Annotated in this window: 18 protein-coding genes; 1 reads left to right on the top strand and 17 read right to left on the bottom strand. The window is 33.9% G+C overall.

Going from position 1 to position 25,748, the window contains the following annotated elements; translation table 11 throughout:
- Positions 1-58 precede the first annotated feature (58 nt).
- Genes TD18_RS01155 through msrB form a run of 6 tightly spaced genes read right to left on the bottom strand, consistent with a single transcriptional unit; the run spans position 59 to position 4,454 of the window.
- Positions 59-1,282: a bifunctional alpha/beta hydrolase/OsmC family protein gene (locus TD18_RS01155; protein WP_040247350.1), complete on the bottom strand. Its 1,224-nt coding sequence runs from the start codon at positions 1,280-1,282 to the stop codon at positions 59-61.
- Between the two features lie 30 nt (positions 1,283-1,312).
- Positions 1,313-1,594, bottom strand: a complete 282-nt coding sequence (locus TD18_RS01150) for a DUF427 domain-containing protein (protein ID WP_040247348.1) — start codon at positions 1,592-1,594, stop codon at positions 1,313-1,315.
- A gap of 48 nt (positions 1,595-1,642) precedes the next feature.
- Positions 1,643-3,205: a protein adenylyltransferase SelO gene (locus TD18_RS01145; protein WP_040247346.1), complete on the bottom strand. Its 1,563-nt coding sequence runs from the start codon at positions 3,203-3,205 to the stop codon at positions 1,643-1,645.
- On the bottom strand, positions 3,202-3,450 hold the full coding sequence (locus TD18_RS01140) for a glutaredoxin family protein (RefSeq protein WP_040247343.1): 249 nt from the start codon (positions 3,448-3,450) through the stop codon (positions 3,202-3,204). The genes TD18_RS01145 and TD18_RS01140 overlap by 4 nt, the downstream gene beginning before the upstream one ends.
- 13 nt (positions 3,451-3,463) lie before the next feature.
- On the bottom strand, positions 3,464-4,003 hold the full coding sequence (gene msrA / locus TD18_RS01135) for a peptide-methionine (S)-S-oxide reductase MsrA (protein WP_040247341.1): 540 nt from the start codon (positions 4,001-4,003) through the stop codon (positions 3,464-3,466).
- Positions 3,993-4,454, bottom strand: coding sequence for a peptide-methionine (R)-S-oxide reductase MsrB (gene msrB / locus TD18_RS01130; protein ID WP_040247339.1), 462 nt, complete (start codon positions 4,452-4,454; stop codon positions 3,993-3,995). The genes msrA and msrB overlap by 11 nt, the downstream gene beginning before the upstream one ends.
- 190 nt (positions 4,455-4,644) lie before the next feature.
- On the opposite strand from msrB, the gene TD18_RS01125 reads away from it, so the two are divergent.
- On the top strand, positions 4,645-5,913 hold the full coding sequence (locus tag TD18_RS01125) for a Pycsar system effector family protein (RefSeq protein ID WP_040247336.1): 1,269 nt from the start codon (positions 4,645-4,647) through the stop codon (positions 5,911-5,913).
- On the opposite strand, the gene TD18_RS01120 is transcribed toward TD18_RS01125, so the two are convergent.
- The 11 genes from TD18_RS01120 to TD18_RS01070 all read right to left on the bottom strand — a co-directional run bounded on the left by TD18_RS01120 (position 5,910) and on the right by TD18_RS01070 (position 25,585).
- Entirely contained in the window at positions 5,910-8,285 is a 2,376-nt protein-coding gene (locus TD18_RS01120) for a GAF domain-containing protein (RefSeq protein WP_040247334.1), read from the bottom strand. The genes TD18_RS01125 and TD18_RS01120 overlap by 4 nt on opposite strands.
- Before the next feature lie 93 nt (positions 8,286-8,378).
- A complete protein-coding gene (locus TD18_RS01115) occupies positions 8,379-8,849 on the bottom strand; it encodes a hypothetical protein (RefSeq protein ID WP_152611279.1) in 471 nt (156 codons plus the stop codon).
- 2 nt (positions 8,850-8,851) lie between these two features.
- Entirely contained in the window at positions 8,852-10,912 is a 2,061-nt protein-coding gene (locus TD18_RS01110; RefSeq protein WP_040247331.1) for a glycoside hydrolase family 97 protein, read from the bottom strand.
- A gap of 9 nt (positions 10,913-10,921) precedes the next feature.
- A complete protein-coding gene (locus tag TD18_RS01105; protein ID WP_040247329.1) occupies positions 10,922-12,595 on the bottom strand; it encodes an alpha-amylase family glycosyl hydrolase in 1,674 nt (557 codons plus the stop codon).
- Position 12,596: 1 nt separating this feature from the next.
- Positions 12,597-14,477 (bottom strand): alpha-amylase family protein, encoded by a 1,881-nt coding sequence (locus TD18_RS01100; RefSeq protein WP_040247322.1) that lies wholly within the window; start codon positions 14,475-14,477, stop codon positions 12,597-12,599.
- An 8-nt stretch (positions 14,478-14,485) separates the two neighbouring features.
- Entirely contained in the window at positions 14,486-17,968 is a 3,483-nt protein-coding gene (locus tag TD18_RS01095) for a TIM-barrel domain-containing protein (protein ID WP_084205805.1), read from the bottom strand.
- A 7-nt stretch (positions 17,969-17,975) separates the two neighbouring features.
- Positions 17,976-19,943 (bottom strand): glycoside hydrolase family 13 protein, encoded by a 1,968-nt coding sequence (locus TD18_RS01090; protein WP_040247320.1) that lies wholly within the window; start codon positions 19,941-19,943, stop codon positions 17,976-17,978.
- Positions 19,944-20,030: 87 nt separating this feature from the next.
- Positions 20,031-22,337 (bottom strand): glycoside hydrolase family 65 protein, encoded by a 2,307-nt coding sequence (locus tag TD18_RS01085; RefSeq protein WP_040247318.1) that lies wholly within the window; start codon positions 22,335-22,337, stop codon positions 20,031-20,033.
- 13 nt (positions 22,338-22,350) lie between these two features.
- On the bottom strand, positions 22,351-23,049 hold the full coding sequence (pgmB, locus tag TD18_RS01080) for a beta-phosphoglucomutase (protein WP_052461011.1): 699 nt from the start codon (positions 23,047-23,049) through the stop codon (positions 22,351-22,353).
- A complete protein-coding gene (locus TD18_RS01075) occupies positions 23,042-24,403 on the bottom strand; it encodes an MFS transporter (protein WP_040247316.1) in 1,362 nt (453 codons plus the stop codon). Before TD18_RS01075 ends, pgmB begins: the two co-directional genes overlap by 8 nt.
- A gap of 129 nt (positions 24,404-24,532) precedes the next feature.
- Positions 24,533-25,585, bottom strand: a complete 1,053-nt coding sequence (locus TD18_RS01070; RefSeq protein ID WP_040247314.1) for a LacI family DNA-binding transcriptional regulator — start codon at positions 25,583-25,585, stop codon at positions 24,533-24,535.
- Positions 25,586-25,748 lie beyond the last annotated feature (163 nt).

The following is a 25,748-nucleotide window of genomic DNA, read 5'->3' as shown; positions in this document are numbered from 1 at the left end:
ATAACCGAAAACTAAACATTTATTGTTAGTTCTAAAGCTAAAGATTTTAATTCTAAAACTAAATATCTATGATTTCTGTTTCGATAATTGTTTGTGTTTGTAGTGTTTTATGAACAGGGCATTTTGATGCAATCGTTTTGAGTCTTTGCTTTTGAGCATCATCTAAATCACCAACAAATACTAATTTCTTCAGTAAAAAATCAATACGTGAAGGTTTTTCTACATCCAACATGAGGTCATCACTATGCTTTTTTGAATAGGTGATATACACAAAAACTTCCTGCAAATCCCATTGTTTCCGTTCGGCATATAATTTTAAGGTCATAACTGTGCAAGCTGCTAATCCTGCGCTGAGAAAATCGTAAGGTGAAGGACCAAAGTCGTCGCCACCAATGGATGCTGGTTCATCGGCTATAAAACTGTGCTTAGCTGTTTGAATGTTCGTTGTAAAATTATTTTCTTTTAAATTAAGATGTGCAACCAATTGTTCACCATCAGTATCTAACATGATGTTCTGAACAGGTTCGAAATAACGATCAGCCCAAGCTGCAATAACGTTACCAACATATTGACTATCCTGAGTTTTCGATAATAGGTGATCTGCATTATCTAATGACACAAAACTTTTTGGATGATGTGCATTATGATACAGTTGCTCTGCGTTATTAATTCCTACAATGGTATCAATTGGTGAATGCAAAATAAGAAGTGGTTTTCTAAGATGTTTCACTATAGATGGCAAATCTGTTTTATCAAAATCTGACACAAATTCTTCATCAATCTGAAAAGGTCGACCTCCTATATTCACCTGAACCTTACCTTTGTCTTTAATACGATCTATATCATGAGAAAATAAATGTTTCACGTGATCAATAGTTGCAGGAGCACCAATTGTGGCTACAGCTTTGATAGTGTCTAATTTAGAAGCTGCCACGAGTACAGCTGCTCCTCCCAATGAGTGCCCAATTAAGAGCGATGGTGCTTTATAATGATCATTCAAAAATTTATTGACAGCTAGAAGATCATCGACATTTGCTGAAAAATGACTATCAGCAAATTCTCCTTCACTTCTTCCTAAACCAGTAAAATCAAATCGCAATACTCCAAAACCATGATTTGTTAGTGATCGACTAATATTTTTAACGGCATTTAAGGTGCTACTACATGTAAAACAATGTGCAAAAACAGCAAAATAGTTTGGCTTTTGATTTGCAGGTAATTCTAAATATGCTTGAAGTTTAATCCCCTTATTATTAACTATTTGAAGTTTATGGTTTATCATAATGTAACTGTTTAGAAATAGAATTACTTATCATTTTACGACTTCTACACCTCTCCAAAAAGCGACATATCCTTTTATAGATTTTGCTAGCTCAGAGACTTCAGGATAATACCATGCTGCGTCTTTATTTTCTTTCCCGTCAACTTGTGTCGAGTAGTAAGAAGCTTCACCTTTCCATGCACATGCCGTATGCGTATCACTAGATTTAAAAAAATCTTTATTGATACTTTCTGGTGGAAAATAATGATTGTTTTCTATAATTACTGTGTTCTCGCTTTCAGCTATAACTCGATTGTTCCAAATGGCTTTCATAGTAATCTATTTATTAAAAGTTAACAGAAGGTTTGATTTTAAAATTATTTACGAACTACAAGACAACATAGAACAGCCGACTTTATGCCTAGCCCAATCCGGACGTTTAGCGAACCATTTGTTGTATTTTGGTTGTTCTTCATATGGTTTCTTTAGCACATGAAACAACTCATCAATTAATTTGTAATCTCCTTTATTTGCATCATCTATGGCTAATTGCGCCATATAATTTCGGAGTACATATTTTGGATTTACAGCATTCATTTTTAATTGTCGTTCTTCATCAGATAACGATTCTTTTTCTAATCTCAAATCGTAACGTTCAAACCAATCTCGCCATTGCTGGGCAATCATATCAGAAACTTCATTTGGTGTATAAAACGCATCTTTTATAATTTCTAATCCTTTTTTCGAATCACCTTTTTTAAAGTTACTTAAGTTTCTAAAGAAAATGGTCATATCTGTTTCAGTTAGCAGCAAATTATCTTCTAAAGCCTGAATCAGCAAATGGTCTTTATCGTCAACTGCTTCTAAACCTATTTTGCACTTCATCATCTGTAAAGATTTTGATTCAAAATCTGTTTTATAAGTTTCTAAGATGTCTTCTAAAGGTTGAGTTTCTTCAATTAATGGATATAGAGCATTCGCAAGTTGGTATAAATTCCAAAGTCCGATATTAGGCTGATTACCATACCTGTATCTTTTATGCTGACTATCTGTTGTATTTGGCGTCCAATTAAAATCAAAGCCTTCCAACCAGCCATAAGGTCCGTAATCAATGGTTAAACCCAGAATAGACATGTTATCTGTATTCATAACACCATGGACAAAACCTACACGTTGCCAATGTAAAATCATTTCCAGCGAACGTTGAGACACTTCAGCAAAAAATTGAATATAGGTTTCCTTTGAAGGTAAGCCTAAATATGAAAAATGATGTTTAATGGTATAATCAACTAAAGTTTTTAAGGTTTTATGGTCTTGTCTTGCTGCAAAAATCTCATAACTACCAAATCTTAAAAATGAAGGCGAAACCCTTGAAACAATAGCACCTTTTTCATAAGCCTGATTGCCATCGTAAAGCATATCTCTTAATACCTCATCGCCAGACAAAGCTAAGGACAACGCTCTGGTTGTAGGTATTCCTAGATGGAACATGGCTTCACTACACAAATATTCGCGTATTGAAGATCGCAACACAGCCAGACCATCGGCATTTCTAGAATAAGGTGTTTCTCCTGCACCTTTTAGTTGAACTGTCCATTGTTTATTATCGTGTTCAACTTCAAATACATTAATCGCTCTTCCATCACCTAGCTGACCAGCCCAATGACCAAACTGATGACCACCATAACACATGGCATAGGGTTTAGTACCTGGCAAAAGTTCGTTTCCGGTAACTACATTTGTAAACAATTTAGTAGATAAATCTGCTTCTTTGATTCCCAAAGTCTGAGCCATTTCGTTTGAAACGTGTATCAATTCAGGCGCTTTTGTTTGTTTTGGAGTGACATAAGAATAACAAGCCTCTTTTACTTGTCGTCTGTAATTTTCCAGAACAGAATCTGCAGGTAATTCTTTAGTAAACGTATGCTTTAGATTTAATTTCATTTGTCTTTTTCTAACCACGTTAAGAGGTCGTTTTCAGATGGATTTCTTAGGGTTTTGCTATCGATTGTTATTGTAGGGAAATTGAGCTTCTTACTGGTGTATAAGTTACGTAATTCTTCAGCAAATACTAAACTTTCTTCAACATCGAGAAATCTGTAATCTAGATTTCGATCTTCAAAAAACGTTTTATAATACTGAGTTTTATGGCACCTTTCGGTGCCATAAAGTTTAATTTCCTCTTTCATTTTAAATCTCTAATTATTTGAGCTTGTCGGCATGAAGCTGTCTAAGCTTTGATAATTTTGGATTAATTACAAAACTACAATAGCCTGAATCTTGATTGTTTCTATAGTAATCCTGATGTTCTTTTTCGGCTTCATAAAACACATCTAAGGGTGAAATTTCTGTTACAATCCGATTGTCATAATACGCTTGTATTTTTTTAAGAACCAATTCTGAAATTTCCTTTTGACTATCATCATGATAAAAAATCACTGAGCGATATTGTGTACCACGATCTGCTCCTTGACGATTTAATGTTGTAGGATCATGAGTGGTCATAAAAATAACAACGATATCTTCAAATGAAATCACATTAGCATCAAAAGTGATTTGAATCACTTCGGCGTGCCCTGTTAATCCAGAACAAATCTCACGATATGTTGGATGACCAGGAACTGTTCCACCTGAATAACCAGATACTACTTTATCAACGCCTTTCACTTCCTGAAATACAGCTTCTGTACACCAGAAACAACCACCTCCAAGTGTGGCTATTTGTAAATTTTTAGTGGTCATGATTAACCTCCTTTTCAAGCGTCATAGATTCTGAATTAATGCAGTATCGCAATCCACTTGGCTCAGGACCATCAGGAAATACGTGTCCTAAATGTGCATCACAAGTATTACACATGACTTCGACACGCACCATTCCAAAAGCAGTGTCTTTTTCATATTTGATAGCGTTTTCTTTGATGGGTTGTGTAAAACTTGGCCAACCTGATCCTGAGCTAAATTTGATTGTAGAATCGAATAACGGTGTATTACAGCATATACAGTTGTATTGTCCTTCATCGTAAATACTACACAAGGCTCCGCTATGAGGTCGTTCAGTTCCTTTTTGTCTTGTAATTCTAAATTGTTCAGGAGTTAACAGATTTTGCCATTCGGCTTCTGTTTTTTCTACCCGTTTATCTGGAGTAGGATTTCCGTTTACGGAAAATTTGATAACGTCTTTCCAAGTCAGCATAAAATAAGTCCTTTCTTTTGTTATTAATTCTAGTATGCTTTCAACAAAAATTTTGTCGAAACAGAATTCATTTACTTACAGTAACATCAGTTTGAATAGCAATGAAAGCATTTTATAAAATTACGACAAATACGAATGCGTATTATACATTAACTAAAGTTTAGTATTTTTACTAAAAAATCACCTTCTTATGGCTAACCTGATAAATGATGCTGAACAATTTGTTTTTGATTTATTGAAAAACGAATTAGATCAAACCTTTTTATATCATAATTATAAGCATACAGAGCGTGTTCTAAAAAGCACACGTGAAATCATTGAACATACTGATTTATCAAAAGAAGAAGCGCAAATACTTGAAATAGCAGCTTTATTTCACGACACAGGATATATTGAAGGTTCAGAACATCATGAAGAAAGAAGTGTAGAAATTGCTTCTAAATTTCTAAAAGAACAAAATGTAGAACAGGATTTTATTGAATCTGTATGTAAATGCATAATGGAAACCAAGTTTAAAGAAGAACCAACAACCAAACTTGGAAAAATTATACGTGATGCTGATGCGTCACATTTTGGTAAAAAATACTTTAGTGAAGCCAGTGAATTTTTAAGAAAAGAGCTTGAGCTAAGACATGACAAGACATTTTCCCCTTCTGAATGGCGAAATGAAAACATCAAGGTTTTAGCTAAAAAACATCAGTTTTACACAGATTATGCACTTAAGAACTGGCAATCGGTAAAGGATAAAAATCTCTCAAAACTTTTCAAAGCGAAGAAAAAGCAGAAAAAGAAGCTTAAAAAAGAGGAGATGAAAGCCAAATACAAAGTGCAATATAAAAATGAAAGTCCTGAACGTGGTGTTCAAACATTTTACAGAGTTGCGTTACGAAATCACATCAAACTAAGTGACATTGCAGATACTAAAGCTAACATTTTATTATCTGTAAATGCCATAATTATTTCGGTTGTACTGGCGAATTTAATTTCTAAATTAGATACGAACCCTTATTTAACTTGGCCAACAGTTATATTCACCTTATTTAGTGTGATTTCTATGGTAATGTCAATTATTGCCACTCGTCCTAATGTGACAAGTGGACAATTCACCAAAGAGGATGTAAAAAATCAAAAGGTAAATTTAAGCTTCTTTGGAAACTTTCATAAAATGGAACTTGAGGAATACGAATGGGCTATTCAAGAATTGGTTAACGATAAAGAGTATATTTATAAAGCGTTAACTAAAGATTTATATTTTCTAGGAAAAGTACTTGAGCGAAAATATAGAATACTAAGGATAACATACACAGTGTTTATGGTAGGCATTATTGTGTCGCTTATTTCATTTGCGATTGCAGTTAAAAATAATCCAGGAATTGATATTCAAGAAGTACTAGATCCAGAATCTGAAGCACATTTAATCCTAGAGAATACCGACTATAACAAGTTGTACTCCGTTTAAGATTTAATCGCTTTCATTAAATCATCGTAGGTATAAAAATCTTTATCGTTATTGTCTTTGTGGTATAAAACGCTAACTCGAATTGCTTTTAATCCTGTTACGGCTTGAAGATCTTCAAGTTCGACAATTTCAATATCGTCATCTAAATAATTTTTAGATTGTAGGAATTTAATGTATCTCAAATATTCTATTTCATCATGCTTTTGAGAATAAACGATACTAATTTTTCCTTTCTGAGTGATACGTTCTTTTGTGCCTTTAATGTAAGCTTTATCCACACGCTTTTTTACAATTTCATATCTGGCATTATAAGTACCATCTACATCAAATTGTTTTTCATCCATTCTAAAACTAATTGATAAAGGCTGATTAAATACTAAAATCATTGAAGCCACATCTAGTGCTATAGGAAATTCGGACTGCATTAAATAAAATGCGTTTTCCATTTCAATCATGACTTGTAATTGCCACAATCTCAAATTATAAAGGTAAATAGGATTAAAACTTTCTTCTTTGGTAATAGACTCTCCTATATACATGTTGTGCTCAACGCCATCAGTTTTAAAACGTTCAAAATAATGTGGATACATCGCTTGAGCTTCAATTTGCTTTTTGTCTAATAGAGAAGCCATTTCCTTATTTACTAAGGCAATCGTATCATCATAGTCTTTTCTGTGATGATACAAAACTTCAGCTTTGGCATCTATACTGTCAAAATATTTTTGCACCTCATCTTTTAGAAGCTTGATAGCAATTAAGTGATTTAGTACTGGATCTATATCTTGTTTTATAAAATCTGTAATTTGCTGTTCGCTATCGACCTGAAAATTGTGTTTTAAATTTTCTAAAAACGTGTTTATTTGGAATAAAAATTGCTCATAAATTGGAAGGTTTTCAATTTGTGTTGCTTTTTCTATAATCGATTTTATAGTATTTAACTGGATTGATAAATCTTTGCTAGTAGCCGCATTTCTGGCTTCTGAAGACCCTTTAATATCAATTTGACCATATAATGGATAAATATTTTCAAAAGCTATTTTATTAAAGCTTGGTTCATTGCCATTTAATTGATTTTTAATAAAAGCTCTTGCTTCATTTTCAAAACGCCATTGCACACTTGGATGTATTGAAGTACATTCTCTCTGAATAATGGCTTCAACCAGGTTCTTTTCTTCATTTTTAGAACGTTCAACTGCAGTGACAATAAATGGCATGACATCGTTTAACTTATTTGCATTAATGCTGTTTAGTACTTTTGGCTCTTCTGAAACAATTTCAAGAATTCCCATTAAACCTTCATCATTGGCAATTGGCGCCAAAATAGCGCTCTTAATATTTTGATCTTTAAGTGTTTTATATTGTGGTGCTTTGCCTTTAGATAATTCATAATACTTTTCTACATCTGAAATGGAATAGAACTTTTTATCTTTAAGCAAGGTTTGATAGGATTGACTGCACAACACACCTGAACAAGAATTAAATTCTAGATCATTTAATAGAAAACTGTTCATACCGGAACCGTACACCCTTTCAAATTGATCCTCTTCTTCATTATAAATTGAAAATCCTACCTTAATATTTTTTAAGCCGAGAAGCGAACGGAAGATGTCATGAAATTCATTCATGAAGCCTTCATTTTGTCTTTTCCCTTCACCAATTAATGCTGATTTGATATTAGAAATAGATTGAATATCTGTAACATTGAATATATTGGAAATTACAAACCCCTTAAATACATAGCTATCTTTAGGAAACTTTTCCTTCCATAATTCAATCTTATCAAAATTATCTAAAAGTTCATCAACATCATTTTGGGTGATTTCGGGTGCATTTTCAGTTGGAATAATCTCTATAAAATCTGCATTATACATTATTTTATAAAATTGCATTATGCCGTTAGCATTTGGAATTTCGTAATAAAAAGGGCGTTTAAAATTCATGTTGAATTCATAACAAAACGCTAAAATTATAGTACAGGCGAAAATATACCGATCATCTTCAGGCATATTCTTGATTTTCAATTCAAAATCTTTTCCAGCATCTTCAATAATACTCTTAAAACGCTCTGAGGAATTAAAAATCAAATTATGAAAAGGGACAGAGGCTGTTTTAATTTCATTTTGAGTCAAAACAGGATTAAAAGAGTCTTGAAGAATAAGTCCTATTTCCTTTTCACGTTCTTTAAGAACTGAAATATCGCTAAAACCTTCACGTAGTTCTGGATACCCGTCAGCTGTTTTTAAAACACGTCTGGCTTTAGCTGCAATGAACTCATCATCGCTTTCAGATAATGCCTCATATTGATGCAGAAGTTTATTAAAACTTACCAAGAGTTTAAAGGGAGACTCTAGGTTGTCATTGAGATCTTTCATAATAACGTTTTGGAACATACAAAGTTACAAATTAAAAGTTTGGTCGTTATTATCTAGACTTTCTTACGCTAAAAATGTTACAAATAAAATCTATTAAAACCCTAAGATACCATAGGTCCAATTTGACCCATCACTAATAAATATAAGTGTTTTTGTTCTATTTCCTCCTCCAATAGCCGAATCCATATCTACAGGCCCAGCATATCCTGTACTACTATCACCAGCAAAAAAAAGTACACCAGCAGCTAAATCGGCTGGAGATAAAACGATATCTGCATTTATCGTTGCCTGTACATTTCTTATAATATAAACTCTGCCTGGATAATCTATAGCACTTGGCAATTGAAAATCCTGATTATTTACTACAGGACTTATAGAAATATAGACGCCATCATCAATAACTTGTGCTGTGAAATCTGTAGGATTAACAGGAAGTAGCACGTGCTTAACAGATAAATTCCCATTAAGATCTAAAGTACTAAGAGGTGTTGTTGTACCAATACCAACTTGAGCAAAAGAACAGATACAACTCATTAAAATAGCAATCATCAATACGCGTCTCATAATCATCTCTTTTTAATTATACTTATTGCGGCACCACCACCTTCGGCAAGTTCTAAAGTCAATTTGGAGCGACTATTCACAGTTTGTGTTTCAATTTTTATATCTAATGGGTTTTCATCCCAATGTGCATCTTTACCATCTTTATAAATAGTTGCCAGATAATCCTGATCATCCTCAAGAAAGTTAAAGTTTATATCCAATGTTCTCGCATTTTCATCTGTAATACTTCCTAAAAACCAATTTCCAGTTTTTCTTTCTTTTCTAACAATCGTTACATAGTCTCCTACTTCTCCATGTAACACTTTTGTTGTTTCCCAATCAACACCAACATCTTTTATAAATTGCAAAGGTTCTGGGTTTGCTTCATAGTGTTCAATCAAATCTGCCGCCATTTGAATCGGACTGTAAATCACGACATACAATGCTAACTGTTGCGCTAAAGTTGTATTAACCTGATTATTTTTCTTGTACTCATCAAATTTAATATTGAAAATACCAGGTGTATAATCTATGGGTCCAGCCAACATTCTGGTAAACGCAATTATAGGTAAATGTTCTGGTGGATTTCCTCCATCTTCTGCCCAAGCATTAAACTCTTGTCCTCTTAATCCTTCTCTGGAAATCGTATTAGGATAAGTTCGCCTTAAACCTGTTGCTTTAATTGGTTCATGCGGATTAACAGCTATCTCATATTTTGCCGCTTTGACAATTGAATTATGATGATGATTAACCATAAACTGCCCATGATGATATTCTCCTTCTGGAGATAATTTAAAAACATAACCCGATTTAACAGAATGAATTCCGAGACTTTGCATTAAAGCATATGCAGTATCTTGTTGCTTAATATATCGATCAACTCCTCCATAAGTTTCGTGGTGCATTATAATATCAACGCCGTTTTCATTAGCATAATTGACAACATGTTCTAAATCATAATCTGGATAAGGCGTTACAAAATCAAAACCTCCTTCTTCGGCTGCCCAACCCGTATTCCAGCCTTCAACCAAAACTCCTTTAATATTATTTTTAGCAGAAAAATCAATATACCGTTTTACATTTTCTGTCGTTGCTCCATGCCTTCCTGAAGCCATATCCCAAGTGGTCTTTCCCAGATGCATTTCCCACCAAACACCAGTATATTTCATTGGCTTAAACCAAGAAACATTACCTAATTTATTGGGTTCATTCAAATTAACAATTAAGTTAGATTCTATTAAATCTGGTGCATTATTTGTAATTTGTATGGTTCGCCAAGGCGTGTTAAATGGTAAACTTCTTTTAACCTTATAATCTGTATTTTCAGAACCTACAAGATGACTTTCAAAGTTTAATTTTTCAGTATCTACTTTTAAAGTCATTCCAGAATAATCAACTAAAGCTGCTTCATGGAAGCTCAAATGAATTCCATCGTCTCCAACCATTGTCACAGGTGTATTAACCGCATTTTCTGGAATATACGTTTGTGCTAAGTTAGGATGATTTCTGTATTTTGTGGCATCAATTTCTGAAAGCTTTGTGGTTTTATAAGTATGCTCGTAAATTTCCCAATCCCCTGGAATCCAAAAGGTTTTATAGTCTTGGGTTAAATTAAATTGCGTATGCTCTTCAGTAATTTCAACGTCTTTCAATCTTACTTGTTCAGGAAATTCATATCTAAAACCGATACCATCATTATAGATTCTGAAAACTATAGTTAAATAACGTTCAGGCGATATTTTTTCCTGAAGTTCTATCCGTAACTCTTTATAATCATTAATCACATCTAATTGTTCGCCCCAAGGCATTTGCCAGGTTTCATTAAACGTACTGGTTTTAGAATCTTTAATTATAAAATGTTCTACAAATGCAGGAGCGTTTTTAAACTCAAATCCTAAGTAAGACGTATCAATAATCACCTGTCCTTGCCTTCTAACCATATAATAAGGTTTTCCAGTGTCTGAAAGGTTAAAACTAACATTGATAGTTTCATCTGGCGAGCTTAACTCCAAAGATTTTTTATCTTCGGAAGCTTTGCAAGACACGACTAAAATTGCAGCTATGATTATTAATAATTTTTTCATTCTATCACGTTATTTTTTTTCTAACAGAACGATATCGTATGGAGATGTGATTTTGACTTTTCCATTTTCAACCATTACATCTTGATTAGAATACGCATCATGTAATAAGACTCCATCTTCAAAAACTCTTGAAACAGAGAGTGTTTTTTTACCTTTTTCCAGATTCATACCAACCACAACCAAATCCTTATAATTGTCTTTTGAAAAACTTCTGTAAAACACATAAGGTTGTTGCGTAATCATTTGATGCATTCCTGCACCAATAGAAGGATGCCTTTCTCTAAATTTTCCTAGCGTCTGCCAATGATTTAAAACCTCCTTCGTTCTTCCATTTTTAGCTATCGAATCCCAGTTCATTAAAGAACGTAAATTAGCATCACCATTGGCTCCTTTTACAACGAGTTGTCTGGCAGATTCATCGCCATAATATACTTGTGAGGTTCCAGGAGATAACAAGAGTTTATTAGCCGTTTCATAAGGTTTAACTCGATTAGCATCAAACGGACTCCCATCATCGTGAGAACTCAAATAATTAAGCGTTCCAAAATCTTCTAAATCGCCATGTAAAACCTCAGTATATTTTTTAAACAAAGGCTCATAGTCTAGTTCTTTTGAATTCCATTTAAATTCAAAATTGATTAAACTATGAAAACTAGCAGGATCAAAATAATTTACTTTGTTATCACCGAAATCGAAAAACTGACCACTACTTATTCCATAATTATAGACTTCACCAACGAGATAAAAATCATTGTTATCTATAATTTTATCTGGATTATTTTTCTTGTATTCCGAAAAGGCATAATCACATTCTGTTTTAAACTCTTGCCAGACATACTCTTCAGTGTGTTTAACCGTATCAGCTCTGTAACCATCTACACCAAATTCTTTGATGTAATCTGTAAGCCATTTCATGATATAAAAACGAGGTGCTCTTGGGTGACCTGTACGTTCAAAAAACGCATCTAATTCTTCTAATTCTTGTTCATAACGACCTTCAGACTTCCATTTTTCAACGAGTTGAGGAGGCAAATCGACATTGTCATTACTTTCAGTTCTAATATCTGGAAGATTAGCAACCAAAGTACAACTCACTGTGTTTTCGTAATTATCATAGGTACATTGTTTATCAGTTCGTACCCATTCATCTGGCCAAACATGATCTTTTTCAGTAACTGGTCCTGTATGATTAATAACTGCATCTAAAACGATACGTATCCCTCTTGCATGCGCTTCTTTAACCAATTCATGTAAATCGTCTTTGGTTCCAAAATTAGGATCGATTTTCGTCCAATCTTTTGCCCAATAGCCATGGAAACCATAAGACACACCTGTACCTTCGTCTGTTCCACCATGGATTTGTTCGACGATTGGTGTCATCCAAATGGCATTGATTCCTAAATCTGAAAAATAACCTTCCTTTACTTTTTGGGTAATTCCTTTGATATCGCCTCCTTTAAAACCTCTTAATATTCCAGTTTCTCTTGTTCGATCAAAATTTATGTCGTTAGAGGTGTCTCCATTATTAAATCGGTCTGTAAGCAAGAAATATAAATTAGCAGCTTCCCAAATAAAAGGTGTATGTTCTGTTGAAGGCTCAACAAGCTTTACTTCCGCTTCTTTTTTATGTTCTTTACAACTCAATGTCAATAAGATTATAGCAAATACTATTAGTTTGTTCATATTACTTTATTTTTAAAATAAACGATTCTAAAGGATTGATATCAATACGAACCTTAGCTTTTCCATTTTCAACCATCAGAGTTGAAGTATATTTCTGATATAGCTGATCTTTAACCTCATGATTGCCATTCTCAAGATTCAATTTTTTTACCAAATCTTCTGGTAATTGCAACTCAAAACCGTAGGTGTTTTCGGTATTGAAATTGGAAACTATAATTAATTTTTCATCATTACTCCAACGTACAAAAGACAATACTTTATCGTTATACCATTCTGTATGTTCTCTATTGTAAGCGTGTAGATCTTGATAGTTACCTGCTAAGGCAGAACTATTAATTGTGAAATTTAGAAGACGTTTATAAAAATCTCTAAGTGCTAATTCTTTTTTGGTCGATTGTCCTCCATCAAACTTTTTATCATTAACCCATCGCACTAAACTTGGCACTGAGCCATAATCAAAAATAGACGTTCGCGTTGGATCACCAAAACCTAAATCTTCAGCTCCTGACTCACCAAATTCTTGTCCGAAATAGACCATGGTTGGAGAACTACTTACTGTTGTTGAAACTACCATTGCAGGCTTCCCTTTTTCAGCACTACCAGCAAAATCCGGACTCGCAATACGTTGTTCGTCATGATTTTCTAAGAAGTGGAGCATGTGATGCTCAATATCTTTTAAATCGTCTTGTATTGGTGGAATGTTATCCGTTTTTCCGTGACCTTGCATCACATGTTTTAGCGTGTCATACAATTGAACTTTATCATAGAGATAATCCATTTTTCCTTTTTGAATGTAATCTCTATACATACTAGGATTGTATACCTCAGCCAGTAAAAAAGCATCAGGATTTTTCATTTTGATATGCGAATTCATATAACTCCAAAACTCCACAGGTACCATTTCTGCCATATCGTAACGGAAGCCATCAACTCCTTTTTCTGTCCAGTACAAGGTGATATCCTTAAATTTTTTCCAAGAACTTGGAATGGTTTTACCTTTCCAGAATTCGAAATGCGCTTTATAATCCTCATTTTCAAAACCATCAGGTAATTCTTCAAAGTCCTTTTTACCATCAGGACTTACACCATAATTTACTTTTACCGTTTCGTACCAGTCGTTCATATCAGGTTGTGAAGCTCTAGAGCCATTGCCAGTCCATTTTGCGGGATTCTCATTGAATTTCCCATCTGCCATCGGATGTTTTTCTCCTCCTAAAGGCTGGTAGCCATTTTTCCATTCTGGAACTTTAAACGCTTCGCCTGGATTGTAATAAAAATTATTATTTACATCATAAACTACAGATGTATCATCTTCAGCACCAAAATCTGAAGCACCTTCAGGATTGGTTAAACTTTGATAATTTCTTGCAACGTGATTTGGTACAATATCAATAATCACTTTTAAACCAGCTTTGTGAGAACGCTCAATTAAGGCTTCGAATTCTTGTAATCTGTTCTCTACATTTTCAGCTAAATCTGGATTTACATTGTAATAATCTTTAACAGCATAAGGCGAACCTGCTCGACCTTTTACAATGTCTGGATCGTCATTTGAAATTCCATATTCAGTATAATCTGTAATCACATCGTGATGAGGCACACCTGTGTACCAAATATGAGTCACACCTAAATCTTTGATTTCAGCTAGTGCTTTATCCGTAAAATCATTGAATTTCCCAACACCATTTTCTTCAAGCGTTCCCCAAGGTTTATTGGTTGTATTTGTGTTTCCAAATAATCGAGTAAAAACTTGATAAACGACTTCTTTTTTCTTCATTTCAATTTTAGACTTAGTAGGTTCTTGAATAGTTTTTTCTTCGTTTTTACATCCAAAGAAACTCATGATAATGATTGTTGATATAATAATATTGTAGTGTTTCATTATGGATTTTATTTAAGTTTTATTCTGATTTCTTTTTCTTCGGAAGTATTCCAGATAAAAGACAATGAAAGTGTTTTCTTTCTGGAATTGTAAGTGCCATTGACTCTATCTTTTCCTATTGTAATACGTTTTGGCATGTCTTCCATATTATGAAGCACTAAAGAAACTGTTTTGTCTTTAGCTTCAAATTGTTTTCCAAGTTCTGCTTCAAATTCAAACTCTAACCATCGTCCTTCCTGTTCAGCTTCAAATTCTAAAATCTCATACAGTCCTTTTTCAAATGCATTTACTGTCATTCCATCATCATTATAGAACGTACGTTCGCTTTCTTCAACAGAAGTATCAAAAAAGTAGTGTAAAATCAAATTATTAGGATCATAATCCTTAGTGGATTGCACTGTTTTTGACATTGGAATAAATGCACCTCCACGCACAAAAGTCGGAATGGTGTTTTCTTCTAATTTATAAGTTGCGTCACTTCCACCTCGATAAGAGTTCGTTGAATAAAAATCGAACCAATTGCTTCCTCCGGGAAAATACACGTCTTGTTCTGTTTGTTCGGCATTTAAAACTGGAGACACCAAGATATCCTTTCCCCATAAATAAGATTTTGAATACTCAAACCATTTAGTATTATCTGCTTCTTCAAAAAATAATGGTCGCATTAAAGGTGCTCCTGTTTGATTATTAACAAACATGAGATTGTAGTTATAAGGTAATAATCGGTAACGTAATTCGATAGCTTCTTTTGCCAAAGCCTTTGCTTTTTCACTTCTAAACACAGGTTCGCTTGGCACATCTTCTTGCGCATGTGGTCTGTAAATGGGCTGAAACACACCATATTGTAACCATCGCACATAAAGTTCATCATCTAAATTTGCACCTGCAAATCCGCCTAAATCACTATGCATATAACTTACGCCTTGCATACCCATTTGAAGTGCAATTTCGGGTTGTGATTGTAATCCTCCCCAAGTTCTATTGACATCTCCAGACCAAGGTACGAGTCCGTAACGTTGTGAACCTGAATAACCAGCTCTCATCAAAATGAATGGTCGTTGGTTTGGATTCGCTTCTAAACTTGCTTCATACACTAATTTTGCCCAATCATGGCCATAAATATTATGAACCTCATCAGCTGTTCCTGTGGCATGAATAAGTTCTGAAGGATGCACTTCTGGCTCTCCTAAATCTCCCCAAAATCCGTTGACACCTAATTCAGACAAATCTTTATAAATATTTTTGAACCAGTGTTTGCCTTTCGGATTATAAATATCAATCAAACCTGTGTTTCCAAAATAGAAATCGTATTTGAATGGATTTCCGATAGAATCTTTAGCAAGAATATCATTATCTACGGCTTCTTGCCATCGGTTGGAAGTGGTTAATATAAATGGTTCTGTAATTAAAATGGTTTCAACATTTTTTGAATGTAAATCCTTCACCATTTGTTTCGGATTAGGAAATGAATCTCTATCAAATACCAGATTTCCCATGGTGCCTTTTAATTCTTTTCCAAACCAATATAAATCTAAAATAATGGCATCAACAGGAATGTCTTCCTCTCTAAATGCATTAATAGTTTCAATAGTTTCCTTTTGTGAATGGTAGCCAAATCGACTTGAAAAATTACCCAAAGCCCAACGAGGCAGCATAGGTTGTTTTCCGGTTAAATCGGTATAATTATCTACAATATCATACCAGGAATCGCCAGCAATGACCTGATAAGTTTTACGTCCAGAAATGGTTTCATAAGTTAAAGTATTGTCGCTTCTACTATCTAAATCCAGAAATCCGATTGGAGCATTATCAAAATGAAGCATATACTTCTTAGAGGATAACACAATTGGCAAGGTGAAGTTCATCAATTTAGATTCTGTTTCATAACCATAATGTGCTTTATTGTAAAGCTGCAAACGGTTGCCACGACGATTCATTCCCAAGGCTCTTGCGCCTCCACCATATAAGACTTCATCTTTAGTAAGATTAAATTGTATGGTTTCTAAACTATCGTTTTTAACATAACCTGCTTTTTCTGAAATGATAGGATTGTCTTTATAACTATAGGAAATTTGAAAAGGTGATTTTGTAATGATAACTTCAATACCAGTAGACTTTAAACTAATGAGATTTGTATCTTCTGAAAAATTGATTTTTGGGTTTTGAGATTGAAGCACAACGGCATGCGACTTACCGCGTAAAGTTTCTCCCGTTGGCATAAAAGTCGTTTCTACAATTTCAGGAGTAAACCATTGCATTTTATAGGTACCATCAGAAACATTAACCTCTAACTGATTGTTAGTCCATGTGGCATCAACAAAAGTGCGTTCTTTAATGTTTTCTGAAAACAACCATAATATAGCTTCTTCAAAATTAGTTCTCCAAAGTTCTTCATTGTGTTTCCCTTCAGGAACAACTTTAGACGTCATATTTTCGGCAGTAAACCCTTGATCCTTTAAAATAGTCATCACGCTATTCATATTAGTAACGGTCTGACTTATTTCTTCAAAACTCACATTACCACCTTCTCTTCCGCCTGCTAAAAAATAAAATTTAGAGTCTTTAATGTTTCCATAGGCTTTAGTAAACTCATTCACTTCTGGTGCAAACCAAAATGCAGGTGAAAAAACACCAACTTTACCGAACGTATCAGAATATTTCAAGCCTGCATAATGTGAACTTAATCCACCCATTGAGCTCCCTACAATTGCTGTATTTCGTTTATCTTTTAGGGTTTTATAGTTGTTATCGATATATGGTTTTAAGGTCTCTACAATAAATTTGGTGTATGCTTCACCTTCTCCTCCACCATATTTGTCGTTCTTCCAAGGTGAATATTCATCCAATCGTTTATCACCTCCATTATCAATACCAACAACAATTACTTTTAAGTCTTTTTCGCTATATAATCTATTTAGGGTTTCATCTACACGCCATTCTCCTGAGAACGAGGTGCTATTATCGAATAGATTCTGTCCATCATGCATATACACAACTGGATAGGATTCATTTGATGTCTTATAATTTGGTGGCAAATAGATCCAGACACGTCGCTTTCTATTGAGTTGAGGCATGTGATAATCTTCAGATAAAACAGAAACATTTTTAACTGCTGTCGATACCTTTTCTAAATCAAAAAGGTTGGTCCAACCAGCAATTTTTACATTTATTGTATCGTTTGGCTGATTGAAAGCATACGTGCGATTATCTACAGCTTGTCCTTTTTTGCTACATTCAACCGACTCCCAAGAGCCTTGTGTAAATTTAAATTGAATGTTTTCAGACATTTGTGGTAATGTAATTGAATACGCATCATTCTTATGTTCTAGCCGGTATTCCTTTTTTCCACCAGACCAGCCTTCAAAACTTCCTGAAATAAAAATTGAAGCATTATCAGGTGTTTCTGTCGGAAGACTTTCTACTATAATTGTTACTTGCGCAGAAACAGTAAATCCGATAAGTAAGGCTAAAATGTATGCGATTTTTTTCATTTAGAAATTAATTCTTTGTGGTTAACAGTGTTACACCTTTAGCGTTTAAAGTGATAGTATCTTTCCAAATTATCGTTTCATCTGAAATGACATTTCTTAAGGTTTTTCCATCAAGACCTATTTCAGCATAGCGTTCTAGATCAAGAGTTATCGGATTTTCATTCTTATTTAAAATGAGTACGACAGTTTCATCTTCTGAAGAGCGGGTCAAAACATAAATACCATTAAAAGGTGCAAAATGAATGGTTTTTCCATCGTGAATAGCTTTGCTCTTTTTTCGGTAATTCAATATTTTTTTTACAAACGATTGCATGTCTTTTTCATCATCAGACAAACCTTTTCCAGTAAATGCATTTTTAGTATCACCTTCCCAACCTCCAGGAAAATCGGTACGAATTAAACCATGATCACCAGGCTTTTCAAAATCATTCATTAAGATTTCGGCACCATAATACATTTGTAAAATTCTAGGCATTGTTGCATAGGTTGCCAAAGCCATTTTGGTATTGGTTATATCGCCATTCAATTGTGTGAAAATGCGACTCATATCATGATTATCTGGAAATACCATGATGTCTTTCGGACTCGCATAATGGAAATCGTTAGCCAGACCTTCATAGATTTTCACCAAACCTTTATCCCAGGATTCTTCTTCATTCATTGCTTCAACAACGTTTCTCTGCATGGCAAAATCCATAGATGACTTCAAGTTAGAATTATAACCATCACGATTATTAGCACCTTCCTGCCAATAGCCAATAAGTAAAGGATTATAACTCCATTCTTCTCCAACAATACTGAAGTTAGGATATTCGATCATTATTGCACCAGCCCAATCACTCATAAAATCTTTATCTGGATATGGATAGGTGTCTTGACGAATGCCATCGAGTTGAGCCGTTTCAATCCACCAAATACTATTTTGAATAATATACTTAGCCATAAATGGATTTCGCTGATTTAAATCTGGCATCGTAGCTACAAACCAACCTTGAGAATTACCATCGCTATCATATTTTGACGCATAGGTATCCTGATTTGTTGTTCGTCTGTGATTCGAATTAATCGTCACATCATTATTCCACTTATCGATGTTCTTCTCATAGTTTTCCTGAAGATTTACCCAATCTTTAAACGGCAAATCTTTCATCCACCAATGTTCTAATCCACAGTGATTAGCCACCTGATCCATGATCAGTTTCATGCCTTTATCTTTTAACTTAAGAGACAGGTTCTGATATTCCTTTAAAGTTCCAAAGCGAGGATCAATCTGATATAAATCTGTAATAGCATAGCCATGATACGAACCTCGTTTCATATTATTAGTAAGCAAAGGCTGAGGCCATACAGCTGTAAAACCCAAGTCGTGAATGTAATCCAGATGTTGTGTGATGCCTTGAATATCGCCTCCATGTCTAGCATAATCATTGGTTCTGTCTATGGTACGTTCCAATAATTCTGGCTGACCTTCCATTGCTAAAGGCGAATCGTTATTTGTATTGGCATTAGCAAAACGATCTGGAGTAATAAGATATATAGCGTCTGAACTATTAAATCCGATATAATCTTCTGAAGGTTTTTGACGTGATTTTAATTCGTAAACCTCTATCAACTCATCTCCTGAGTCATTTTTAAATGTAATATTGAATTTTTCTGCAGAAGCATGTTCAGAAATTTTTAAATCGATAAATAAGTAGTTGTTACTATTATTTCCTTTGGAAACTTTTTCTATAGACACACCAGAATAAGAAATATGAGGTGTATAATTAGCAATATTATCGTGCTTAATTAAAAGCTGAAGTTCATCATTTTGAAAACCAATCCACCAGTTTGGAGGTTCAATACGTTCAATCTGACTTTGATTTATAAATTCAGTTTGAAGTTTCTGCGATGCTTCTCTATCTGAAGTATTTTCTTTACAAGACACACTTAAAACAATTGCAAAAACAGAAAGATATTTAAAAATGTGTTTCATAATTTTTGTTGTTTTAGACTTTAACTGTAATAAAACCTACAAGGTTTGTGAAACCTTGCAGGTTAATATTTTAAGTGTGTTAATTATTTATACGGTCACCAAGTTATTCGGACTTATCATTACTTTATTTCCGTGAACTAAAATTTCTAAATCTTGATTGCCTTCAAGTTCGAAATGAGTTTGACCTTTATGCGCTTTAACTTTTATGATTTGATTTCTAAAGTTGATTTTAAATGAAAACCCTTCCCATTGTTCTGGAATTTTAGGCTCAAAGGATAAGGTATCATTTACAATTCGCATGCCGCCAAAACCTTCAACAATGCTCATCCACGTTCCTGCCATGGATGTTATGTGGAGTCCTTCTTCAACTTCATGATTATAATCATCTAAATCTAAACGAGACGTTCGTAAATAAAAGGCATAAGCCTGATCCATACGATTTAATTTAGCTGCCTGAATACTATGAACACAAGGTGACAAAGAGCTTTCATGAACAGTAAAAGGTTCGTAGAAATTAAAATGGCGTTCTAATTCTTCAGTAGAAAAATGGTCTTCAAAGAAGTAGAACCCTTGCAAAATATCGGCTTGCTTAATGTAAGGTGAACGTAAGATGCGATCCCAAGACCATTTTTGATTGATTGGTCGTTCGCGCTTTGGTAAATCTGAAACGGTTATTAATTCTTTATCTAAGAACCCATCTTGTTGCAAATAGACATTTCGTTCTTCATCAAATGGAAAATACATATTGTCTGCTACAGCTTTCCACTCAGACAATTCAGATTTAGACAATTTGGCTTTGTGCATAATTCTCGTGAAATCAGAACTATACTCACGTTCTACTCTTTCAATAGTTTCTAAAGCATAATCAATACACCATTTTGCAATATAATTTGTGTACCAGTTGTTATTAACATTGTTCTCATATTCATTAGGACCAGTTACACCAAGAATAACATACTGTTGTTTTGCTTCAGAAAAATTGGCACGTTGTTGCCAGAATCTTGCAATTCCAATTAAAACCTCCAAGCCTTTTTGAGGTATGTAACTGTAATCTCCTGTAAAACGATGGTAATTAAAAATAGCGAATGCAATGGCTCCATTACGATGAATTTCTTCAAATGTAATTTCCCATTCATTATGACATTCTTCTCCATTCATGGTTACCATTGGAAATAAAGCTGCACCATTTGTAAATCCTAATTTTTCAGCATTTTCAATTGCTTTTTCGAGGTGATGGTATCGATATTCCAATAGACTTTTGGCGACATTTTGATCTTTTGTAGCCATGTAAAACGGAATGCAATAGGCTTCCGTATCCCAATAGGTACTTCCACCATATTTTTCACCTGTAAATCCTTTCGGACCAATATTTAATCTGGCATCTTTTCCTAAATAGGTTTGGTTTAAATGAAAAATATTAAATCGAATTCCTTGCTGTGCAGCAACATCACCTTCAATAGTAATATCTGCCATATCCCAGATTTTCGCCCAAGCTTGCCTTTGTTTTTCTAGCAAAGTATCAAAACCTAATTCTGAAACCTGGTTTAATGTTTTCTTAGCTTCGGAAACCAATGCGTTTTTATCGTGGTTTCTGTCTGACGTATAGCCTCCAAATTTGGTAAGTGTAATCGTATCACCTTTAGACACTTGATTTTGATATGTAAAGGCGATTTTATCAATGGCATCATTGACTATTTTATCTTGTTTTAGAATTGTTCCGTTTAAAGACACCTGTGTTTGCATCGATGTGCAGACATAAAAATGTGTTTTCATAGTTTTAGATACTATGAATGCCTGTTCATCTTCATGATTAACACTAAGAACGTCCCAAAACTTATCGTCCCAATTTGAATCTTCATTTGTAATTCCGTTATCTAAATAAGGTGAAAAGTCAATTTGAGCATCATTATTTAAAGGTGTCACATGGTATACAATTGCTCCAACTTCGTCGATATCTAAACTTAAAAAACGCTTCGTTTCAACTTTAACTTCGATGAAATTATGAAGTGTTGCCATAAAACTTCTGGACAACCAGCCTTCTTTCATGTTGAGTTCTCTTCTAAAGTTTTCTACCTTAATACATTTAGCCAGATCTAAAGCCTCGCCATTAATTGTAACGTTAATTCCAATCCAATTTGGTGCATTTAATACCTTAGCAAAATATTCAGGATATCCATTTTTCCACCAACCTACTCTGGTTTTATCAGGATAGTAAACACCTGCGACATAACTGCCTTGAAACGTTTCGCCTGAATAGTGCTCTTCAAAATTAGCACGCTGTCCCATGGCTCCATTTCCAAGACTCATTAAGCTTTCTGTAGACTTAACGTGTTTTGCGTCAAATCCTTCTTCGATAATTGACCAGCTATCTGGTTGTATATAATTATTATTCATTATTCTTTATAAATCAGTTATTGATTGATAAATCACTATTTGATTGTTTCTGTATTTCTCCTGAAATAATTTGCTCTATAAACTCTTGAGACATTTCAGTAAAATCTTTAAAAATATAATCAGCTTCATGTAACACTGATTTTTCGCCAATACCTATAGATATGATATTGGCCGTATTAGCTGCTTGAACTCCAGCAACTGAATCCTCAAAAACAATACAGTCCTCTGGTGCTATTCCTAAAAGTTTAGCGCCTATTAAAAACACTTCTGGATTTGGTTTTGCTTTTGACACATCATTGCCATCAACAATAGCTTCAAATTTTTCTAAAAGGTGAACTTTTTTTAAAATTGGAGTCGCATTTTTACTCGCAGACCCTAAAGCTATTGCCTGTTGTTTTTCAATAAGAAAATCTAAAACTCTGGATACATCTGGTAGAATTTCTGAAGCATCCATCTTATTGATATAACTTAAGTAATCCTCATTTTTTTGAGCCATTAACGCTATAAATTCTTCTTCTGAAAGGGTTTTATTTCCCCATTGTAATATTTTCTCTAATGAACGTACTCGGCTTACACCTTTAAGCTGTTCATTTTGTGTTTCGGAAAAATCAACACCTATACTATTGGCTAATTTTTTCCAAGCTAAAAAGTGATACTTAGCCGTATCAACGATGACACCATCGAGGTCAAATATGAATCCTTTTTTATGCATTGTAAACTGTATCTTTTTTATCATTTATTTTGAAGGACAATATTCCAGCGATAATAAAACTAGCTCCACTCACAATTAGAGCATAAATTGCGTGATTGTCGTATGCGTATTTTACAAGAGGCCCTCCTATTATTCCGTTAATAATTTGGGGAATTACAATGAAGAAATTAAAAATTCCCATATATACTCCCATCTTTTTTGCCGAAATAGATCCAGCTAACATTGCATAAGGCATAGACAAAATACTTGCCCAAGCAATACCAATACATACCATTGGAAGAATTAACCAATTCTCATTAGGCATAAAATAAATTAGTATTAAACCAATACCACCAACAAATAAAGCATAAGCATGTGTTTTTTTTCTGCTAATTTTTTTAGCTAGAATAGGTAATAGAAATGCAAATATTGCAGAAATCCCATTATAGATTCCGAAGAGAATACCAACCCAATTACCCGCTTGTTGATACGTTTCACTACTGGAATCTTCAGGTGGTAGTCCGTAAATATGTTGTGCGATTGCTGGCACTGCAAAAACCCACATTCCAAATAATGCAAACCAAGAAAAGAATTGCACCCAACTCAACTGCCTCATTGTTTCAGGCATCGTTCTAAAATCGTCAAAAATATCAGTGAGTTTGGCTTTTCGCTTTTCACCAGTTTCATTAAGTAAATCTGGATTTGTTTCTGCTTCAAATTGAGCTAATTCCTCTGGCGAATATTCTTTAGTTGTAAAAATGGTTACTAAAATTGAACCTACTAAAACAATAGCTCCAATGATAAACGACCATAATAAATTAGCAGGTACAGTACCTTCTTCAGATACCTGAGTGACACCAAACCAATTGGCCAACATCCAAGGTAACCATGATCCAATAACTGCACCAATTCCTATTAAAGCTGTTTGAATACTAAACCCTTTTGTAGTTTGCTCGTCAGAGAGGTTATCAGCCACAAGAGCACGAAATGGTTCCATTGCAATATTAAATGACGCATCCATTATCATGAGCATTCCAGCTCCAACCCAAAGAGCTGGAAGGATAGCAATCATAAAATCGGCTTGAGGAATTAAAATCATTCCTATTGAAGCTAAAACAGCTCCTAATAAAAAGAACGGTTTTCTACGACCAAATCTTGTCCAAGTATTATCGCTGTAATGGCCAATTATGGGCTGAACAATGAGTCCCATAAATGGCGCAATAAGCCAAAACCATGATAACTCATGAACATCAGCTCCAAAAATTTGTAAAATTCTGCTTGCGTTGGCATTTTGTAGGGCAAAACCCATTTGAATTCCCAAGAAACCGAAACTCATGTTCCAAATTTCCCAGAAACCTAGCGTGCGCTTTTTCATAATAGTATGTTTAAATTAATACTATTGACAAGCGATAAAACTTATCAAAACTTAAATGTAGAAGTGAAAATATAAGTTTTGATTAGGGTGTAAATATACTAAAGTTTTTAATTATTACACATAAATGTGCTATTTGGTCGATTCTCTTTCAATTAAATCGGTTTCAATAACAACGGTTTCGTAAACTTCTTCTTCTTCGTCATCTGTTTCATCCAGTTCCAATCTGTTAATCAATAAATCAGCAGCTTTTTCACCTATCTGTTGTCCGTGTTGACTTATTGTTGTTAGACTAGGCGTTGAATGCTTTGAGAGCACACCATCAGAAAAACTAACTACCTGAAGCGATTTCGGAATTTCTAATCCCAGCTTTCTTGCTAATTTAATGGCTGTTACAGCATACAGTTCATTTACAGCAAATATACCATCAATTGATTTGTTCGCTTTAAATAATTGCTCAATTTCATTTTCCAAATTATCTAAGTGGTCGTCAGACAACAGCTTATCTTCAATTTTTAATATTAATGACGCCTTAGGATTTATTTTATGATCTTCAAGAGCTTCCAAATAACCTTGAGTTCTTAATTTACCAACACTCACGTAATCTTTAGTTGTAATGATTGCTATATTTTTACAATCGTTAGCTATAAGCTTTTCTACTGCTTTTTTGGCCCCTTTGACATCATCTACAATAACTTTATCACAAGGAATTTCATTTACTACACGATCAAACATCACAATAGGCATCCCTTGATTTATAGTTTCAGTGAAATGATGATAATCTTGTTGTTGTAAGGTTTCTTTAGCAATAGATAAAATAAAACCATCTATACTCCCGTTTGCCAGCATTTGCATATTAATCACCTCTTTATCAAAGGATTCGTTTGAAAGTCCGACAATAACATTATAGCCTCTTTTATTGGCTACCAGCTCGATACCAGTAATCACTTTTGAAAAGAAATGATGCACAATTTCAGGTATGATAATACCAATAGTTTTTGTTTTTCTGTTTTTGAGACTTAGGGCGATATTATTAGGTCTGTAATTATACAACTTAGCAAACGCCTGAACTTTTTGTCTAGTATCTTCGCTAATTTCAATACTGTTTCTGAGGGCTTTGGAGACTGTAGATATTGAAACATCTAATTCTTTGGCAATTTGTTTTAGCGTTACTTTTCTTTTCATTTATTGAGTATAAAACCAAAATTCAATGTTAGTTAAAAACATCAAACTTTAGTATAAATTTTAGAATTGTCTTTTTATGATTTTTTACTTAACTTTAAAGAAAAAAGGTTGCTCCTATAGTTCTTAATATGGCAATAAAGATATTATTTTATTGTAAAATCCA

Source organism: Psychroserpens mesophilus, assembly GCF_000826645.1.
GTDB lineage: Bacteria > Bacteroidota > Bacteroidia > Flavobacteriales > Flavobacteriaceae > Psychroserpens > Psychroserpens mesophilus.
Note: the sequence above shows the minus strand (reverse complement) of the source record. Positions and strands in the feature narration are given on the sequence as shown.

Excerpts from the sequence above, each read along its gene's own strand:
- TD18_RS01155 (WP_040247350.1), bottom strand. The coding sequence starts at position 1,282 with ATGATAAACCATAAACTTCAAATAGTTAATAATAAGGGGATTAAACTT.
- TD18_RS01150 (WP_040247348.1), bottom strand. The coding sequence starts at position 1,594 with ATGAAAGCCATTTGGAACAATCGAGTTATAGCTGAAAGCGAGAACACA.
- TD18_RS01145 (WP_040247346.1), bottom strand. The coding sequence starts at position 3,205 with ATGAAATTAAATCTAAAGCATACGTTTACTAAAGAATTACCTGCAGAT.
- TD18_RS01140 (WP_040247343.1), bottom strand. The coding sequence starts at position 3,450 with ATGAAAGAGGAAATTAAACTTTATGGCACCGAAAGGTGCCATAAAACT.
- msrA (WP_040247341.1), bottom strand. The coding sequence starts at position 4,003 with ATGACCACTAAAAATTTACAAATAGCCACACTTGGAGGTGGTTGTTTC.
- msrB (WP_040247339.1), bottom strand. The coding sequence starts at position 4,454 with ATGCTGACTTGGAAAGACGTTATCAAATTTTCCGTAAACGGAAATCCT.
- TD18_RS01125 (WP_040247336.1), top strand. The coding sequence starts at position 4,645 with ATGGCTAACCTGATAAATGATGCTGAACAATTTGTTTTTGATTTATTG.
- TD18_RS01120 (WP_040247334.1), bottom strand. The coding sequence starts at position 8,285 with ATGAAAGATCTCAATGACAACCTAGAGTCTCCCTTTAAACTCTTGGTA.
- TD18_RS01115 (WP_152611279.1), bottom strand. The coding sequence starts at position 8,849 with ATGAGACGCGTATTGATGATTGCTATTTTAATGAGTTGTATCTGTTCT.
- TD18_RS01110 (WP_040247331.1), bottom strand. The coding sequence starts at position 10,912 with ATGAAAAAATTATTAATAATCATAGCTGCAATTTTAGTCGTGTCTTGC.
- TD18_RS01105 (WP_040247329.1), bottom strand. The coding sequence starts at position 12,595 with ATGAACAAACTAATAGTATTTGCTATAATCTTATTGACATTGAGTTGT.
- TD18_RS01100 (WP_040247322.1), bottom strand. The coding sequence starts at position 14,477 with ATGAAACACTACAATATTATTATATCAACAATCATTATCATGAGTTTC.
- TD18_RS01095 (WP_084205805.1), bottom strand. The coding sequence starts at position 17,968 with ATGAAAAAAATCGCATACATTTTAGCCTTACTTATCGGATTTACTGTT.
- TD18_RS01090 (WP_040247320.1), bottom strand. The coding sequence starts at position 19,943 with ATGAAACACATTTTTAAATATCTTTCTGTTTTTGCAATTGTTTTAAGT.
- TD18_RS01085 (WP_040247318.1), bottom strand. The coding sequence starts at position 22,337 with ATGAATAATAATTATATACAACCAGATAGCTGGTCAATTATCGAAGAA.
- pgmB (WP_052461011.1), bottom strand. The coding sequence starts at position 23,049 with ATGCATAAAAAAGGATTCATATTTGACCTCGATGGTGTCATCGTTGAT.
- TD18_RS01075 (WP_040247316.1), bottom strand. The coding sequence starts at position 24,403 with ATGAAAAAGCGCACGCTAGGTTTCTGGGAAATTTGGAACATGAGTTTC.
- TD18_RS01070 (WP_040247314.1), bottom strand. The coding sequence starts at position 25,585 with ATGAAAAGAAAAGTAACGCTAAAACAAATTGCCAAAGAATTAGATGTT.